Here is a 15,404-nt window from a genome sequence, read left to right as displayed (position 1 = left end):
GGCACTGACACTGAAACCGGCCAGGCTGGAGTGCATCAAGCCCATCGCCAGGTAACCGATGGCCGCGCCGAAGGCGATGGCCAGTGCATAGGGCAGCTGGGTCATCACGTGATCGATGTGATGGCAACCGGCACCGGTGGCAGAGAGGATGCTGGTGCTGGAGATGGGTGAGCTGTGATCCCCGAACACCGAGCCAGCCAGTACCGCAGCCAGCATCGGCAGCATCAGGCTGATGTCGCTGGCGGCGGCCATGTCACCGGCCAGCGGCAGCATGATGCCGAAGGTACCCCAGCTGGTACCAGTAGCAAACGCCATGGCACAGGAGAGGATAAAGACCACGGCAGGTAGCACTTCGATCGGCAGGTTGCCGTTAGCCAGCGAAGCCAGGTACTTGCCGGTCTCCACGTCGCGTACCACGGCACCGATGGTCCAGGCAAACAGCAGGATGTTGATGGCTGGCAGCATGGCCATGACGCCTTGCGGCGCGGCCTTGATCCAGTTCTTGGCACCCAGCTTCAGGCGCATAGCCAGACCGATGGAGACCACCAGACTGCACAGGGCACCGTAAACCAGCGAAGAGCCGACGTTGGTGTTTTCGAACGAGCCAAGCACGCTGAAGGGCAGCCCTTTCTCGCTCAGCACCGTAGCACCGGAATCAATCATGAAATAGATGGTGGCGGCGGTCAGGGTCAGGATCGGCAGTACCATGTCGATCATGCCGCCGTTGCTCTCTTCCGGGCTCTCCATATCCAGACCGATGGGGCGGCCCTTGGACTCATCCCACAGCTTGCCTTCCAGCGCCCACGCTTCGTGTTGACGCATCGGGCCGATATCCAGCTGACAGGCGATCACCACCAACACCATGATCAGGGTGAAGACGGCGTAGAGGTTCATCGGGATCATCTCGACAAACGCAGCGATGGGGCTCTGCTCGGTCAGACCGTGGGCCGCCATGATGCCGCCAACCAGGGCGATGATATAAGCCCCCCAGGAGGAGATGGGCATCAGCACGCAGACCGGCGCCGCGGTGGAGTCCAGCAGATAGGCCAATTTGGCACGGGAGATCTGGAAGCGGTCGGTCACCGGACGGCAGATGGCCCCCACCGACAGGCTGTGGAAGAAGTCATCGATAAAGAAGGCAAACACCATCATGCCAGTCAGGGCTTTGGCGCCCTTGCGGGTCTTGGCACGACGCTCGGCCCACTCGGCAAAGGCACGGGTCGCCCCGGAGACGCTCATCAGGCTGATGAGGCCACCCAGCAGCAGCATAAACAGGATCATGTTGACGTTGTCACGATTGAGCGCGCCATCGACCCAGAAGATCTTGAGCACGGTATTCAACATGTAATGCAGGGATTCGAGGGGCGAAAACTGATTGAGCAGCAAACTGCCGGTGACGATGCCCACACCAAGGGACAGCAGCACGCGGCGGGTCAGGATCGCCAGCGCGACAGCCAACAGGGGGGGAAGAACGGACCAACCGGAGTCGGCGAAATGACTAATGTCCATGATCTCTTTGCACCTAAAGATTACAGGTGGAGATCTACCGAGAGGATCTAAAGAAACAAAACCTATGGGGAGGTCATACTCCTCAGCCCCTTCAGGTAGCGCTCCATAGTGGATGACTATGGCAGTCCTGCACCTATTAGATGCAGAACCAGCAGCCCGGTATGATGGCCTGGCCACTTCGGCGCTGACTCCTTTCCTTGTGCATCACAGGCATCACCCTCCGCACAAATACTCATAGGCAGCGCGCCTCTACTTAAAGGTATTCGCCGCACATTTTATCGAGATGGCAGCTTATAGCAAGTTTTTTGATTAAATAGTCACGATAAACAGATCAAGGTCGGAAAATGGTAGTCAAATGATGCAACAACGCCTATTTTGACGCTATTTTCACCTACTGCGGCTTCATTGGCATCCAATCACCAAGCCTATTGCTGGCCATATTAAATATCTATATTGATGTTCCCCACGGATATTATATTTAACCCGGCTTGACTTATTTAAATCACCAAGCAAGAATCAGCTGGAACATAATATTTTTCTCTGACTCGACGTGGTAACTCCTATGAATGAATTTTTAAAGGTACTGCTTAATATCCGCAGTCTGCGTGCGACCTGCCGCGAGCTTTCTCTGGAACAACTGGAAGAGGCACTGGAAAAACTCTCTACTATCGTTGCTGAACGTCAGCAGGATGAAGCTGCCGAGCGCCAGGCCCGTGAAGAGCATCTGCGGAAAATTAACGAATATAGCGAAATGCTGAAAGCCGCCGGTATTGACCCGGCAGAATTGGTAAGCGCTGTCGCTACCAACCCCGGCAAATCAGAAAAAGCCAAGCGGGCACCACGTCCTGCCAAATATCGCTATCAGGATAATGGCGTAGAGAAAACCTGGACCGGCCAGGGCCGTATGCCTTCGGCTATTGCCAGCGCAGTGGCAGCAGGCAAATCACTGGAAGACTTTGCGATCTGATCTCAATCTCGTTGCTAATAAAAAACCTCGCCAAGGCGAGGTTTTTTATTGCCGCTTAAACGTGAAATATCAGATAGCCGATTGCGGGCGATCTGCTGCCTTGACCCACAGCACTTCACGATCTCCTGCCACACAGATGAGATAGCGGGCAACGGTAAAGAACCAGTCACTCATCCGGTTCAGATAGGGCAGCACCTCGGGATTGACCCGCTCTTCCCGGCTCAATGTCAGCAGCAAGCGCTCGCAATGACGCACCAGAGTACGCACCACATGTGCTTGCGCCGCGGCACGGGAACCACCGGGCAATATAAATTGGCGCAGCGGTGGCAATGGCTCACTATAACGATCTATCTGCTGTTCAAGGCGAGTTGTCCAAGCGGCATTAACCTGCCAAATCGATTCATTCTGGGCGTCACTGGAGAATGCCAACTCCCCCCCCAGATCAAACAACTCCTGTTGCAACAGCTGTAAATCAGCCAATAAGCAGAGCTCTTGCGACGGCACATCACAAATCAGCAAGCCAATATGGGAGTTGAGCTCATCGATATAACCGTAGGTCTCGACCCGCAAATGATCCTTTGGCAACTGGATACCATCGGCCAGCCGGGTCATGCCCTTGTCACCCTGCCTCGTATATATTCTCATACCGACATCCTGTTAATAATGGGAATAATCATGGATTCGAGTCCATTGAGTTTGATTTCGTAAGCCAACGCCAGCGTCTGGCCCAATTTACCCGCCGGAAAACCGCTGCGCGCCATCCACACCAGATAGGGCTCTGGAATATCGATGATACGCCGCCCCTGATATTTACCGTAAGGCATCTTGTTGGTCAGGGTCAGCAGCACCTGTTCGTCGGATAGCCAATCCATATTAATCGATATCCAGATATTTATGAGTCTGGATTGAGAGTCGCCAGTTACGCGCGATACAGATATCCATCGCCAATTGGGTGGCCCTTGGCTTCTGGCTAATCGGCTGTAAGGCAATAACCACATCAGGGCGCAGGGTCGCGGTAGCGAGCAGCGCATCCAGCTCTTCAATATGGTGCTCGGTCGCCACCGGATGCTTGATCTCGTTGGCCCGCTCCAGCGCCGAGACCAGCACAGGCAGCCCCCCTTTCATACCGATCTTGGGGGAGACGGTTACCCAGGTCTGCTCATGGGTCTTGATCTCGCTGGTGCCACTGGTTTCAATCTGCACCTGATAACCCGCCGCCAGCAGGGCTGACGAGAGTTCGTGCAGATCGTAGAGGCAGGGCTCGCCACCGGTGATCACCACATGGCGCGCCTGATAACCCAGGTCGGTAAAGCTCTTGATAATCTGCGCGGTGCTAAGTTGGCTCCAACAATCGGATTCGTTGGAGCGATCCAGCACCGCCGCCTTGCCCACTTCACGAGCCGGATCAACAACCCAGGTATGACGGGTATCGCACCAGGGGCAGCCCACCGGGCAACCCTGCAGGCGAACAAAGATGGCGGGCAGGCCGGTAAAGATGCCCTCCCCCTGGATGGTCTGGAAAATCTCGTTGATTGGGTAGTGCATCTCGATCACGGCTTGTTGCAAAAGTCGCGGATTATACCCCAAGCCACGGCAAGACGCAGGCTCACTCTGCGCTTTTCTCACCCAGCTCGGTTTTCTCAAACAGTCTGGCCATGATGCCCGCCTTGTCGGCCAAATAGTTGTTCAGGCCGCGACTGCGCAGTTCACACGCAGGACACGTGCCGCAACCGTCACCGGCAATGCCGTTGTAGCAGGTCAGGGTCTGCTGACGCACAGTATCAAGGTGACCATAGTGATCCGCCAGTGCCCAGGTCTCGGCCTTGTCGAGCCACATCAAGGGAGTTTCGAAACGGATGCCGCGATCCAGCCCCAGCGACACCGCCTGATTGAGGGCCTTGACGAACTCGTCACGGCAATCGGGATAGCCGGAGAAGTCGGTCTCGCAGACACCGGTGATCACAGCTTCGGCGCCCACCTGATAGGCATAGATGGAGGCCAGGGTCAGGAACAGGATATTGCGACCCGGCACGAAGGTGTTGGGCAGGCCATTATCCTGCAGCTCGCAGCTGACCGGGATGTCGTCACGGGTCAGGGCAGAGACCGCCAGCTCATTGAGCAGCGTCACATCCATCACCTTGTGGGCGGCGATCCCCAGAGCACTGCCCAGACGACGCCCGGTGTCGATCTCTTCCCGATGGCGCTGGCCATAGTCGAAGGTGATGGCGTGCACTTCATCATACTGAGCCAATGCCTGTACCAGACAGGTGGTGCTGTCCTGACCGCCACTGAAAACCACGACTGCTTTTTTCATCTTGATAACTCCTTGAATTGTCACGCGCGGCGGCCTTCGGCAAAGTCCTGCCACTGGGTATTCAACCGATTGAACAGGGTCAGCAAGGGCGCATAGCGCTCCGGCCTCCCCTCCCACCGGGACAAGAGGTGATAGCCCGCCTCTATGGTAGAGAGGGCATCGGGAAAGGGTTTCTTGCGAATGGCATATTGACCGGCAATGGCACCAATGCCGATGCGGGGCAAGCAGGCCAGTGCCGGGTTGCTCTGCAACATGCGATAGGCTTTGCGCCAGGTGCCGTCAAGCAAGATAAAGGCGACTGATGCGGAGCCAGAGGATTCACTCTCCCACTGTTGGCGAAGATCGGTCAGCGAAATGGCATCCTCATCCGGCCAGAGCAAATAATAACGACGGGATTGGTCAGCCAGCAGCACATTGAGCCACTCATCGCGGGAAAAGTCCTCCCCCACATGGATCTCGCACTGTTGCAAAGAGGCCGCCAGCAGTGCCGCGGTCCCCTTGGGATGTGCCACCTCGTTGGGGTGCTGCAAGATGTAGAGGGGCGTGTGATTGTCAACCGGCACAATATAATCGCACAGGCAGGCTTTGAGGGCTCGGGTGCAACGTGTACAGTATCGACTGTTCTTGTCGTTGGACTGTTTCATGTTGTCAGACAAATCTGGATTGCTCTGGGTTATCACGCTCTCTCTCACCAGCTTGCTACTCTTCTTTACCGTTCCCAATCTTCAGCTCTCCTTCGATCGGCCCTTGATCGCCGGGGGCGAAGGGTGGCGGATCATAACAGGCAATCTGGCTCATACCAATCTGTGGCACCTGCTGCTCAATCTGGGCGGCCTCGCCATCCTCTATAGCCTGTTTCGCGACTATCTGGGTGGGGCTCGCCTGCCGCTGCTGATGTTGCTGCTCTGGTTGGCAGTGGGCTTGGGGATCTGGTGGTGGTGCCCGCAGACCCAGTGGTACATGGGGCTATCCGGCTCGCTGCATGGCCTGTTTGTCTGGGGGGCAATGCAGGATATCCGCCACGGACGCCGCACATCGGGCTGGCTACTGTTGGCAGGGATGGGGCTCAAGCTGGCGATGGACTTCTACAACGCAGGAGAGAGTCCGATATCCACCCTGATCAATGCCAGGGTACACATCGGCTCTCATCTTATCGGGGCCGGTGCAGGCCTGTTGCTCGGCCTGCACCGTGTATCACTGAGTGAGCCTGTTACGCACCAACCAGCTCGGCATTGATGCTGGCCAGCATGGCGGCCGGATCGGCAGCCTGTGTAATGGGGCGACCGATAACCAGATAATCGGACCCCGCCTCGACCGCCGCTTTCGGTGTCATCACCCGGCGCTGATCCCCGGCCGCTGAACCGGTCGGGCGAATACCCGGGGTCACCAGCTTGAAATCTTCGCCCAGCAAGGCTTTCAACTCATGGGCCTCGTTGGCAGAGCAGACCACCCCATCCAGACCGGATGTTTTGGTCAAGGTAGCCAGCCGGATCACCTGCTCGGCAGGGCTCACATCCAGACCAAGAGGGATCATGTCGGACTGCTCCATGCTGGTCAGTACGGTCACCCCGATCAACAATGGCGCCTTGTCGCCATAAGGCAGCAGCGCCTCTTTGGCGGCACGCATCATCCGCTCACCACCACTGGCATGCACGTTGACCATCCAGACACCGAGCTCGGCACTAGCTGCCACGGCTTTGGCAACGGTATTGGGAATATCGTGAAATTTCAGATCCAGAAAGACATCGAATCCCTTGGCCACCAGCTGGCGTACAAACTGCGGGCCAAACAGGGTAAACATCTCCTTGCCTACCTTGAGACGGCACTGTGCCGGAGAGATACGTTCAACGAACGCTAAGGCATCTGCCTCGTGCTGATAATCCAGCGCTACCAGTACTTTGGGATCTTGCATCTCACATCCTATTGCTTGTTATTCACCGTCCAGACCACGGATCGGCTTGATGGAACCCCACTGGCGACAAGACGGGCACTGCCAGAACAGCGAGTGAGTGGCAAAGCCGCACTGCCGACACTTGTGGGTTGACTTGATTTTGATCTGCTCGCCGACCAGCTGTTGCAGCAGTTCGAGGCTCTCCTTGGCAGGCCCCTCTTCCGCACTGGCCAGCTGAAAACCCACCAGCTGGTAAAAACCTTTCATCGACGGATGACGACGCAGCTGACGCAACACCAGCGAACGGGCCTGGCTCAGGCCATCACGCTCTTCAACCAGCTTGGCAAGGGCCAGGGTCACGCTGACACCGGCGTGATCTTCCACTGCCTTCTCAAGCAGTGGGATCAACGCAGGCGTGCGTCCCAACTGCTGATAGCACTCGAGCAATTTGGGCATTGCCTCGGAGGCAAAGTCGATATCCTGCTCGAACACCCGCAGCAGCTCCTTGCTGGCCTGCTCATACTCCCCTTCCGCCATGGCGAGCTCAGCGAGGCGCAAACTGGCCCGGGCACATGCCGGATTGATACTGAGCGCCCGTTTGAGCTTGGCCAGCCCTTCCCCTTTATTGCCCTCACGCAGTGCGATCTCGGCTTGTTCGCAATAGAAATGGGAGATGGGGTCGGCCAGCTTCTTGCCCTGGAATTTTTGCAGACGCACCGCCACATCGATGGCCTTGTCCCAATCCCGCAGTTGTTGATGAATGATCAACAGCTGTGCCAGCGCCGTCTCTTCATAGTCGCTGTCGTCACACAGCTCGTTCCAGAGGGCTTCCGCCCGATCGAGCAGACCGGCAGCCAGAAAGTCGCGCGCCAGCTCCTGCAGGGCAAGTTGACGCTGCTCCCGGGTCAGTTGGCGGGTTACCAGGTTCTGGTGGATCTTGATGGCACGATCGACCTCCCCACGCTGGCGAAACAGGTTACCGAGGGAGAGGTGTGTTTCTATGGTTTCACTGTCCACCTCAAGCAGCTGGATAAAGAGATCCACCGCCTTGTCGGATTCATCGGACAGCAAATAGTTGAGGCCCGCCACATACTGGCGGGAAAACTGGTTACTCTGTTTCTGGGTGTCCTGGCGAACACTCCTGCGCCCCATGTACCAGCCATAACCGGCGGCGATGGGCAACAGCAGGAAAAGCAGTTCAAGCATTGAGGAACATTATTCCTTACCCGGTGACCGGGCCAGCTCCAACTCGCGGGATTGACGACGCATGGTGCGGTTGAGGGTGCGGTTTTGCATTTTCAGGCGCAGGAACAGCAGGCCAAATACCAGCCAGCCCAGCAAAAAACCGCCAGCGAAGAAGAAGCCCAACAGCATGGCAAGCGAAAACTCACCCTGAGCGATCAGGTAATTGAACTGAACCAGCTGGCCATTTTGTGAGCCCAGCGCCAGGGTCAGAACAAACACCAGCACCAGCGGAATGAGGGCCAAAATACGCTTCATAAGAGCTCCCTGTCAGTATCTAATGAGAGGCTGATTATCCTTAAAATCGCAGGCAGACTCTAGAGTGAATGGGAAAAGAGTTTAAGAAACAAGACGATTGGCACAGGAATCGGTGCCAAAAAGAAAAAAGGCATACCCAAGGTATGCCCATTTCTGCATTATTCAATGATGTTGACGCGCTCGCGCAACTCTTTGCCAGGTTTGAAGTGCGGGACATATTTCCCGGTCAGTTCAACCTTGTCCCCAGTCTTGGGGTTGCGGCCCACACGGGGCGCACGATAGTGCAGTGAAAAACTGCCAAATCCGCGGATTTCAATCCGGTCGCCGTTTTGCAAGGTCGACGCCATCTGCTCAAGGATCTCCTTGATGGCGGCTTCGACATCCTTGGCCGGCATATGCATGCGGCTGGCTGCCAGTTGTTCGATGAGATCTGATTTGGTCATAACGTTAAATCTCCTTCCCCGATCACATGCAATATTGATTTTGCCAGGATAAAAAAGGGCGGCGCAATGCCGCCCTTTTCTTGCATCAAGGATTACTCACCCTTGGCGGCTTTGAACGCTTCCATCATAGCATTGCTGAACACAACTTCTTCTTGTTGGTTCAGGTTATCGATAGCAACACGCTCATCAGCCTCGTCCTTAGCACGGACAGACAGGCTTACGGTGCGGTTCTTACGATCAACGCCCATGAATTTAGCTTCAACTTCGTCACCAACAGACAGCACCAGAGTGGCGTCTTCTACACGGTCACGAGCAGCGTCGGAGGCACGCAGGTAGCCTTCTACGCCATCAGCCAGTTCGATAACGGCACCTTTGGCATCAACCTCGGTAACCTTACCCTTCACGATAGCACCTTTCTTGTTGTCAGCCAGGTACTTGTTGAACGGGTCTTCTTCGATCTGCTTGACACCCAGGGAGATGCGCTCACGCTCCGGATCCACTTGCAGAACAACGGCTTCGATCTCGTCGCCTTTCTTGAATTCACGCACGGCTTCTTCGCCCTGGTTGTTCCAGGAGATGTCAGACAGGTGAACCAGGCCGTCGATGCCGCCATCCAGACCGATGAAGATACCGAAGTCAGTAATGGACTTGATCTTGCCGGAAACACGGTCGCCTTTGGCGTGAGTTTCGGCAAACAGCTGCCACGGGTTGGATTTGCACTGCTTCAGACCCAGGGAGATACGACGACGCTCTTCGTCGATGTCCAGAACCATCACGTCAACCACGTCGCCAACGTTAACAACTTTGGACGGGTGGATGTTCTTGTTGGTCCAATCCATCTCGGATACGTGTACCAGGCCTTCAACGCCTTCTTCGATTTCAACGAAGCAGCCGTAGTCGGTCAGGTTGGTCACGCGGCCAGACAGACGGGTGGTCTCCGGGTAACGCTTGGCGATAGCAACCCAGGGATCTTCGCCCAGCTGCTTCAGACCCAGGGATACACGGGTACGCTCACGGTCGAACTTCAGAACCTTGACAGCGATCTCGTCGCCAACGTTGACGATTTCGGAAGGATGCTTAACGCGCTTCCACGCCATGTCGGTGATGTGCAGCAGGCCGTCAACACCGCCCAGATCTACGAATGCACCGTAGTCGGTCAGGTTCTTGACGATACCCTTAACTTCTTGACCTTCTTGCAGGTTAGCCAGCAGGCTTTCGCGCTCGGAGGTGTTCTCGGTCTCGATCACGGCACGACGGGAAACAACAACGTTGTTGCGCTTCTGGTCCAGCTTGATGACTTTGAACTCGAGTTCTTTGTTTTCCAGGTGAGCGGTGTCACGGATCGGACGCACGTCAACCAGAGAACCCGGCAGGAAGGCACGGATGCCGTTCAGTTCAACGGTGAAACCACCCTTGACCTTGCCGTTGATGATACCGATAACGGTAGCTTGCTCTTCGTAAGCCTTCTCAAGCTGCAGCCAAGCTTCGTGGCGCTTGGCTTTTTCGCGGGACAGCTTGGTTTCGCCGAAACCATCTTCGATAGAGTCCAGAGCCACGTCAACGGTGTCGCCGACGTTGATTTCCAGCTCGCCCATGGCGTTCTTGAATTCTTCAGCCGGGATAGCGGACTCGGATTTCAGACCGGCGTCAACCAGTACGAAACCGTTCTCGATAGCAACGACAGTACCCTTGACGATGGAACCTTGACGGGTTTCAACGGCGTTCAGGGACTCTTCAAAGAGTTGAGCAAAAGATTCGATCATTGTTTATGTCACAAATGAAACATCCACTTGCAATCCGGCACAAGCGGGGCTGTTTTAAATAATCTGCGCCATCCTTGGTGCAGACGACCGGATGTCAGCTTGCGCTGGCATCACCAAGTTGTTGCTCTGCATAGGCGAGTACTGTTGCCAGCACTTCATCTATGGTCATGGCGGTAGAGTCTACCACCAGAGCATCTTCTGCCGGTTTCAAGGGTGCAGTGGCGCGATTTCTGTCGCGATCATCACGTTCCCGAATCTCGGTTAAAAGACGCTCAAAGTTAACATCAAAGCCCTTATCTTGCAACTGCTTATAGCGACGCTGGGCCCGTTCTTCGGCACTGGCGTCTAGGAAAATCTTTACCTCGGCCTCCGGGAAAACAACTGTGCCCATGTCACGACCATCGGCAATCAGACCCGGGGCCTGACGAAATGCACGCTGACGGCGCAGCAAGGCTTCGCGCACCCGGGGGAAGGCGGCGATTTTACTGGCAGCATTACCCACTTCTTCGGTGCGGATGGTGCGGGAGACATCTTCCCCTTCCAGGATTACCTTGACCAGATCGCCTTCTACCTGAAATTGCACATCCAGATTGGCAGCCAGCGGCACCAGTGAGGCTTCACTGTCCAGCTCTACATCGTGATGCAGGGCGGCCAGGGACAACACCCGATAGATGGCGCCCGAGTCCAGCAAGTGCCAACCCAGCTTCTCAGCAAGCAGTTGACACAAGGTGCCTTTACCTGCACCACTGGGGCCATCAATTGTCATTACGGGGGCCATCTGAGGCATAACTTCTCTCCTGCACTGTGTTGCTCCCATCCCGAAGGGGTGGGTTAATGGGCGCCGATTATACCCGAATGTGGTGAGCCTGGCAGTCATCAATCCGCACAAAGAGCCAAAACCTCGACGGGCAGCAGTGCTTGTATCTCATTTGGAGATTTCATTAAGCAATGCAGGGACTTGTTCTTATGGTCGTTCCTGACAAGGCGCGCTAAACTGGCCCCCTTTTTTGAGCCGTTAGTAGTAAGGAGCAACCTATGAGCAGCGTTACCCTCGTGGCCAAATCCAAATTGCCAACCCCTTGGGGCACCTTCACGCTGGTAGGTTTTCAGGAAACCGGCACAGGCAAAGATCACGCCGCACTGGTGATGGGCGACATTACCGGTGAAGAGCCCGTGCTGGGCCGGATCCACTCAGAGTGCCTGACCGGCGACGCCCTGTTCAGCCTGCGTTGTGACTGCGGTTTCCAGTTGCAGGCGGCCATGGAGAATATCGCCAAAGCCGGTCGTGGCGTGTTGCTGTATGTGCGTCAAGAGGGCCGTGGCATCGGCTTGCTCAACAAGATCCGCGCCTATCACCTGCAGGATCAGGGGGCCGATACCGTGGAGGCCAACGTAGCCCTTGGTTTCGCCGCCGATATGCGCGACTACACCATCTGCGCAGATATGCTCAAGCAGCTTGAGGTCAAGTCTCTCAAACTGATGACCAACAACCCGCGCAAGATGAAAGCGATGGAATCCTTCGGTATTCCGGTGGCCGAACGGGTACCGTTACAGGAAGGGCGCAATCCCCACAACGAGTTCTATCTGTCGACCAAGGCCAACAAGCTGGATCATATGCTGAAGAAGTGAGCCTGCATTGACGAATATCAGATAGTCAAACGCCTCCCATTGGGAGGCGTTTTTCTTGGGACGACCACACATCAACCCAAGCTATCTAAGTGGCACGGTCAAATTGGCCAGCAGTGCTTCAAGCTCTTCGCCAGTGCGGGCAGCACAGTATTGGTCGACCCGCTCGCGGGTCAATTGCGGCGCGAGACGTTCAATCAGATCGTAGAGATAGCCGCATAAAAATGCCCCTCTGCGCAACCCGATAGCGGCCACACCGCCAGGTAGCCAGGGCGCCGTTTTGAGCACCAGATCGCCATCGCGCTGGGGCTCCCAAGCAAAAGTTGCCATCACCCCGATGCCCATTCCTTGTCTGACATAGGTCTTGAGCACATCGCTGTCGCTCGCACAGCAGGCGATCCGGCTCTCAGCATGAGCGCAATCAGAGCCCTGAGTAGTGGAGAGAGCCCTTCCGTCAGTCACCAGTGCAAACTCGACCAGTTCGGCCGGGGTCAGCGATGTCGCTTTGGCCAACAGATGCTCCTTTGGCAGCACCAAGCCCCGTTGCCACTGAAAAGAGGGGAGCATCAGCAGATCGCTCCCCTCCTCCGGTTCATCGGCAAGCAGCAGATCGGCAGCGCCATCATGCACGGCTGCGCGGCACTGCGCCGCACTCCCCTGCATCACAGTTACGGCAACTTTGGGAAAGCGGGCCATAAAACCCTTGAGGATGGCGGGCAGAATATAACGGGCTTGCAGATGAGTAGTCGCAATGGTGAGGGTTCCCTGCTCCGGATGCACATGCTGCCTGGCCATCACCTTGATGGTGGCGACCTTGTCCAGCACCTCCGCGGCTACCTTGATCACGTCCCGACCTATGGGGGTGATCTGGGTCAGGTGTTTGCCGCTGCGCTCGAAGATCTGGATCCCCAGCTCATCTTCCAGCATCCGCACCTGTTTGCTGATCCCGGGCTGGGAGGTAAAGAGGCTCTCGGCGGTGGCCGACAGATTCAGCCTGTGGTTCGCCACCTCGACGATATAGCGCAATTGCTGCAGTTTCATGGTGTAGCCCTCAAGCGAACCCACCGTTAATAGTAACAAACTTTCAGCAATGACCCGCCGCCATCAGGCCGGGCGCTCCTTGAGTAGGAAATCACGCAAGGCACGGTTGGCCATGGAGAGCGGATCGCCACGCCGCCACGCCACGCAGAGATCGAGATAGATGGGCGGGTCGAAAGGCACGCCACTCAGATCCGGCTCCTCTTCCAGCACCATCCGCAAGAAGGTGGTCACCGCAAAGCCTTGCCGCACCACCGCCTTGAGCAGAGGGATAAGATTGCTCTCGAAGGCGATATCGGGTTCGACGCCCAGGCTCTGGGCCAGCGCCTCCATATGCTCCCGGTGATAAAAGCCACGGCGAAACAGCGCCAGCTCCTGAGCGAAAAACTGCGAGAGGGTGACGGCTGATGCGCCACGCAAGGGGTGATCGTCCCCCACCACCATCAACATCTCTTCACTCAGCAGATGTGCCCCCTCGATGGCGGGGGGAAGATCACTGGTGATGAGAATGGCCAGATCGAGGGAGCCATCCACCATCCGGCTGAGCAGCTCACGGGTGCCGGCCTCTTCGACCCGGATCTTGAGGCCGGGATAGCGATGCTTGAAGGCCATCAGTCGAGGGGGAAAATAGTAGGAGCCCATCATATAGGGGATCCCGATCCGCACCTCCCCCCGCTCCAGCCCCTTGAGCTCGGCCATCTCGGCCTCGGCCTGATGCATCTGCAGCAACAGACGCTCGGCATGGCGACAGAGCACCTCTCCCTCCGGGGTGAGCCGTACCGCCCGGTCCTGTCGATCAAACAGCCGCAATTCGAGCTGCTGCTCCAGCTTGGCGATGGCCATGCTGATGGCCGGCTGTGCCACATGCAGACTGTTGGCTGCCTTGGTAAATGAGCCGGCATCCCTGACCGCCAGCAGATAGGTGAGCTGTTTCAGATCCATGTATCAATTCATCTTATGAGATGGATAACTTAAATATATTATATTTATAACCGCAAGGACTCTACCCTGACCAAAAGTAGTCAGGACAATACGCAATGATTGAAGTTGGAAGTCGCGAGTGGATACGTGCAACCCTGGCCCTCAGCCTGGGCTCTTTTCTGGTGTTTCTGAACCTCTACCAGACCCATCCCCTGTTACCCCTGATTGCCGAGGTCTTCTCGGTCAACTCCCTCTCGGCCAGCTGGACCCTGGCAGGATGCACTGCAGGCCTCGCCGCCTCCCTGCTGATCTGCGCCAGACTGGCGGATCGCCATGGCCGTCGGCAAGTCATGCTGGGGACACTCACCCTGGCGATCCTGCTCTCACTGTTAATCCCGCTGGTTGAGCAGTTTGGCACCCTGCTGCTGCTACGCATCCTGCAGGGGGCGCTGCTGGCAGGGCTGCCCGCGACCGCGATTGCCTATATGGGGGAAGAGTTCAGCAAACGGGCGCTGCTCTCGGCGGTGGGGGTCTATATTGCCGCCAACTCCCTCGGTGGCATTGCCGGTCGGGTGGTCGGCGGTCTGTTGGCGGGCTGGTTTGGCGACTGGCAGCATACCTTTCTGGGGATTGGTGTAATCAGCCTGTTACTGCTGCCGCTGGTCTTCTGGCTGCTGCCCCATCAGACCCGCTTTGTGGCGAGCGCCCCCGTTCGCGGCCAATTTGCCCGCGCCTTGCAACAACACCTGACCAATCCCTTGCTGGTAGGGGCTTACCTTATCGGCGGGCTCAACTTTATGGTGTTTCTGAACCAGTTCAGTTATCTCACCTTCCTGCTGGCAAAGCCTCCTTTCTCCTTGCCCACCCAGTGGCTCGGCATGCTGTTTCTCACCTATCTCTCGGGGACGGTGGCCTCCTCTCTGAGCGGCCGATTTGCCAATCGCTGGGGGGCACAACGCATGCTGCTGGTCGGGATTGCGCTGATGGCTATCGGCAATCTGTGGCTGCTGCAGGGCAGTCTGCTCGGGATCCTGAGCGGCTTGCTGGTCTCCAGCTTCGGTTTTTTCCTGGCACACGCCTGCGCCAGTGCCTGGGTGGGTCATCATGTCGAACACAACCGGGCCCTCGCCTCCTCCCTCTATCTGGTGGCCTACTATCTGGGAGCCAGTCTGGGTGGGCTTTACCTGCACCCCTTCTGGGAGCAAGGCGAGCTGGGCGGTCTGGTCATGGGTATTGAACTGGTCCTCATCCTGACGGCAGGCTTGAGCCTCTGGCTCGGCCGTCTCAAGCAGCGAAGCCAATCGTCACTGCCCGCCCAGCCCCCCCACCGACACCGGTAACAGGCTCAGCGCAAACAGGGTCACCAACGAGCAGATGGCGCTCTCGCAACCCAGCACCGCCAGATAACAAAAGGGGTCACACCGGTGACCCC

At 56.8% G+C, this 15,404-nt stretch carries 18 protein-coding genes and 1 riboswitch; of the genes, 4 read left to right on the top strand and 14 right to left on the bottom strand.

Going from position 1 to position 15,404, the window contains the following annotated elements:
* A partial coding sequence (locus AB5Y92_RS03660) for a Na+/H+ antiporter NhaC family protein (RefSeq protein ID WP_368225587.1) occupies positions 1–1,509 on the bottom strand: 1,509 nt, incomplete at its 3' end.
* An 88-nt stretch (positions 1,510–1,597) separates the two neighbouring features.
* Positions 1,598–1,769: riboswitch (Lysine riboswitch) on the bottom strand.
* Positions 1,770–2,071: 302 nt separating this feature from the next.
* Here AB5Y92_RS03660 and AB5Y92_RS03655 point away from each other — a divergent pair.
* Positions 2,072–2,476, top strand: a complete 405-nt coding sequence (locus tag AB5Y92_RS03655) for an H-NS family nucleoid-associated regulatory protein (protein ID WP_005359895.1) — start codon at positions 2,072–2,074, stop codon at positions 2,474–2,476.
* 69 nt (positions 2,477–2,545) lie between these two features.
* Here the strand turns inward: AB5Y92_RS03655 and AB5Y92_RS03650 are convergent, their stop codons facing one another.
* The 5 genes from AB5Y92_RS03650 to AB5Y92_RS03630 all read right to left on the bottom strand — a co-directional run bounded on the left by AB5Y92_RS03650 (position 2,546) and on the right by AB5Y92_RS03630 (position 5,434).
* Positions 2,546–3,121 carry a cob(I)yrinic acid a,c-diamide adenosyltransferase gene (locus tag AB5Y92_RS03650; protein ID WP_026034843.1) on the bottom strand — a complete coding sequence of 192 codons (576 nt, stop codon included), beginning with the start codon at positions 3,119–3,121 and terminating at the stop codon, positions 2,546–2,548.
* Positions 3,118–3,348: a DUF3820 family protein gene (locus tag AB5Y92_RS03645; RefSeq protein WP_005337126.1), complete on the bottom strand. Its 231-nt coding sequence runs from the start codon at positions 3,346–3,348 to the stop codon at positions 3,118–3,120. The genes AB5Y92_RS03650 and AB5Y92_RS03645 overlap by 4 nt, the downstream gene beginning before the upstream one ends.
* Before the next feature lies 1 nt (position 3,349).
* The gene (gene queE, locus AB5Y92_RS03640; protein WP_368225585.1) at positions 3,350–4,021 is read right to left on the bottom strand and encodes a 7-carboxy-7-deazaguanine synthase QueE; all 672 of its coding nucleotides are present in this window, start codon (positions 4,019–4,021) and stop codon (positions 3,350–3,352) included.
* 61 nt (positions 4,022–4,082) lie between these two features.
* Positions 4,083–4,790, bottom strand: a complete 708-nt coding sequence (queC, locus tag AB5Y92_RS03635; RefSeq protein WP_368225583.1) for a 7-cyano-7-deazaguanine synthase QueC — start codon at positions 4,788–4,790, stop codon at positions 4,083–4,085.
* Positions 4,791–4,810: 20 nt separating this feature from the next.
* Positions 4,811–5,434 carry a tRNA-uridine aminocarboxypropyltransferase gene (locus tag AB5Y92_RS03630; RefSeq protein ID WP_129503862.1) on the bottom strand — a complete coding sequence of 208 codons (624 nt, stop codon included), beginning with the start codon at positions 5,432–5,434 and terminating at the stop codon, positions 4,811–4,813.
* Between AB5Y92_RS03630 and rrtA the strand changes: the two genes are divergently transcribed.
* Positions 5,433–6,026, top strand: coding sequence for a rhombosortase (gene rrtA / locus AB5Y92_RS03625; protein ID WP_074042643.1), 594 nt, complete (start codon positions 5,433–5,435; stop codon positions 6,024–6,026). The genes AB5Y92_RS03630 and rrtA overlap by 2 nt on opposite strands.
* Here the strand turns inward: rrtA and pyrF are convergent.
* The 6 genes from pyrF to cmk form a co-directional block, all read right to left on the bottom strand.
* Positions 6,001–6,702 (bottom strand): orotidine-5'-phosphate decarboxylase, encoded by a 702-nt coding sequence (gene pyrF, locus AB5Y92_RS03620; RefSeq protein WP_058057425.1) that lies wholly within the window; start codon positions 6,700–6,702, stop codon positions 6,001–6,003. The genes rrtA and pyrF overlap by 26 nt on opposite strands.
* Before the next feature lie 18 nt (positions 6,703–6,720).
* Positions 6,721–7,887: a lipopolysaccharide assembly protein LapB gene (lapB, locus tag AB5Y92_RS03615; protein WP_005346478.1), complete on the bottom strand. Its 1,167-nt coding sequence runs from the start codon at positions 7,885–7,887 to the stop codon at positions 6,721–6,723.
* Between the two features lie 9 nt (positions 7,888–7,896).
* Positions 7,897–8,181 carry a LapA family protein gene (locus tag AB5Y92_RS03610; protein ID WP_005337143.1) on the bottom strand — a complete coding sequence of 95 codons (285 nt, stop codon included), beginning with the start codon at positions 8,179–8,181 and terminating at the stop codon, positions 7,897–7,899.
* A gap of 158 nt (positions 8,182–8,339) precedes the next feature.
* Entirely contained in the window at positions 8,340–8,624 is a 285-nt protein-coding gene (ihfB, locus tag AB5Y92_RS03605) for an integration host factor subunit beta (protein WP_005299934.1), read from the bottom strand.
* 92 nt (positions 8,625–8,716) lie between these two features.
* Entirely contained in the window at positions 8,717–10,387 is a 1,671-nt protein-coding gene (rpsA, locus tag AB5Y92_RS03600) for a 30S ribosomal protein S1 (RefSeq protein WP_005337148.1), read from the bottom strand.
* A 94-nt stretch (positions 10,388–10,481) separates the two neighbouring features.
* A complete protein-coding gene (gene cmk, locus AB5Y92_RS03595) occupies positions 10,482–11,174 on the bottom strand; it encodes a (d)CMP kinase (RefSeq protein WP_019444698.1) in 693 nt (230 codons plus the stop codon).
* Positions 11,175–11,422: 248 nt separating this feature from the next.
* Between cmk and ribA the strand changes: the two genes are divergently transcribed.
* Positions 11,423–12,016, top strand: coding sequence for a GTP cyclohydrolase II (ribA, locus tag AB5Y92_RS03590; RefSeq protein ID WP_005337152.1), 594 nt, complete (start codon positions 11,423–11,425; stop codon positions 12,014–12,016).
* Positions 12,017–12,097: 81 nt separating this feature from the next.
* Here the strand turns inward: ribA and AB5Y92_RS03585 are convergent, their stop codons facing one another.
* On the bottom strand, positions 12,098–13,054 hold the full coding sequence (locus tag AB5Y92_RS03585; RefSeq protein ID WP_164537045.1) for a LysR substrate-binding domain-containing protein: 957 nt from the start codon (positions 13,052–13,054) through the stop codon (positions 12,098–12,100).
* Between the two features lie 63 nt (positions 13,055–13,117).
* The gene (locus AB5Y92_RS03580; protein ID WP_005351154.1) at positions 13,118–13,993 is read right to left on the bottom strand and encodes a LysR family transcriptional regulator; all 876 of its coding nucleotides are present in this window, start codon (positions 13,991–13,993) and stop codon (positions 13,118–13,120) included.
* Between the two features lie 95 nt (positions 13,994–14,088).
* Between AB5Y92_RS03580 and AB5Y92_RS03575 the strand changes: the two genes are divergently transcribed.
* Positions 14,089–15,312 carry an MFS transporter gene (locus AB5Y92_RS03575; RefSeq protein WP_368225580.1) on the top strand — a complete coding sequence of 408 codons (1,224 nt, stop codon included), beginning with the start codon at positions 14,089–14,091 and terminating at the stop codon, positions 15,310–15,312.
* The last annotated feature ends 92 nt before the right edge of the window (positions 15,313–15,404 follow it).

Origin of the sequence: Aeromonas sp. R1-1, from assembly GCF_040908495.1 — a bacterium.
GTDB classification, from domain to species: Bacteria; Pseudomonadota; Gammaproteobacteria; order Enterobacterales; family Aeromonadaceae; genus Aeromonas; species Aeromonas veronii.
Note: the sequence above shows the minus strand (reverse complement) of the source record. Positions and strands in the feature narration are given on the sequence as shown.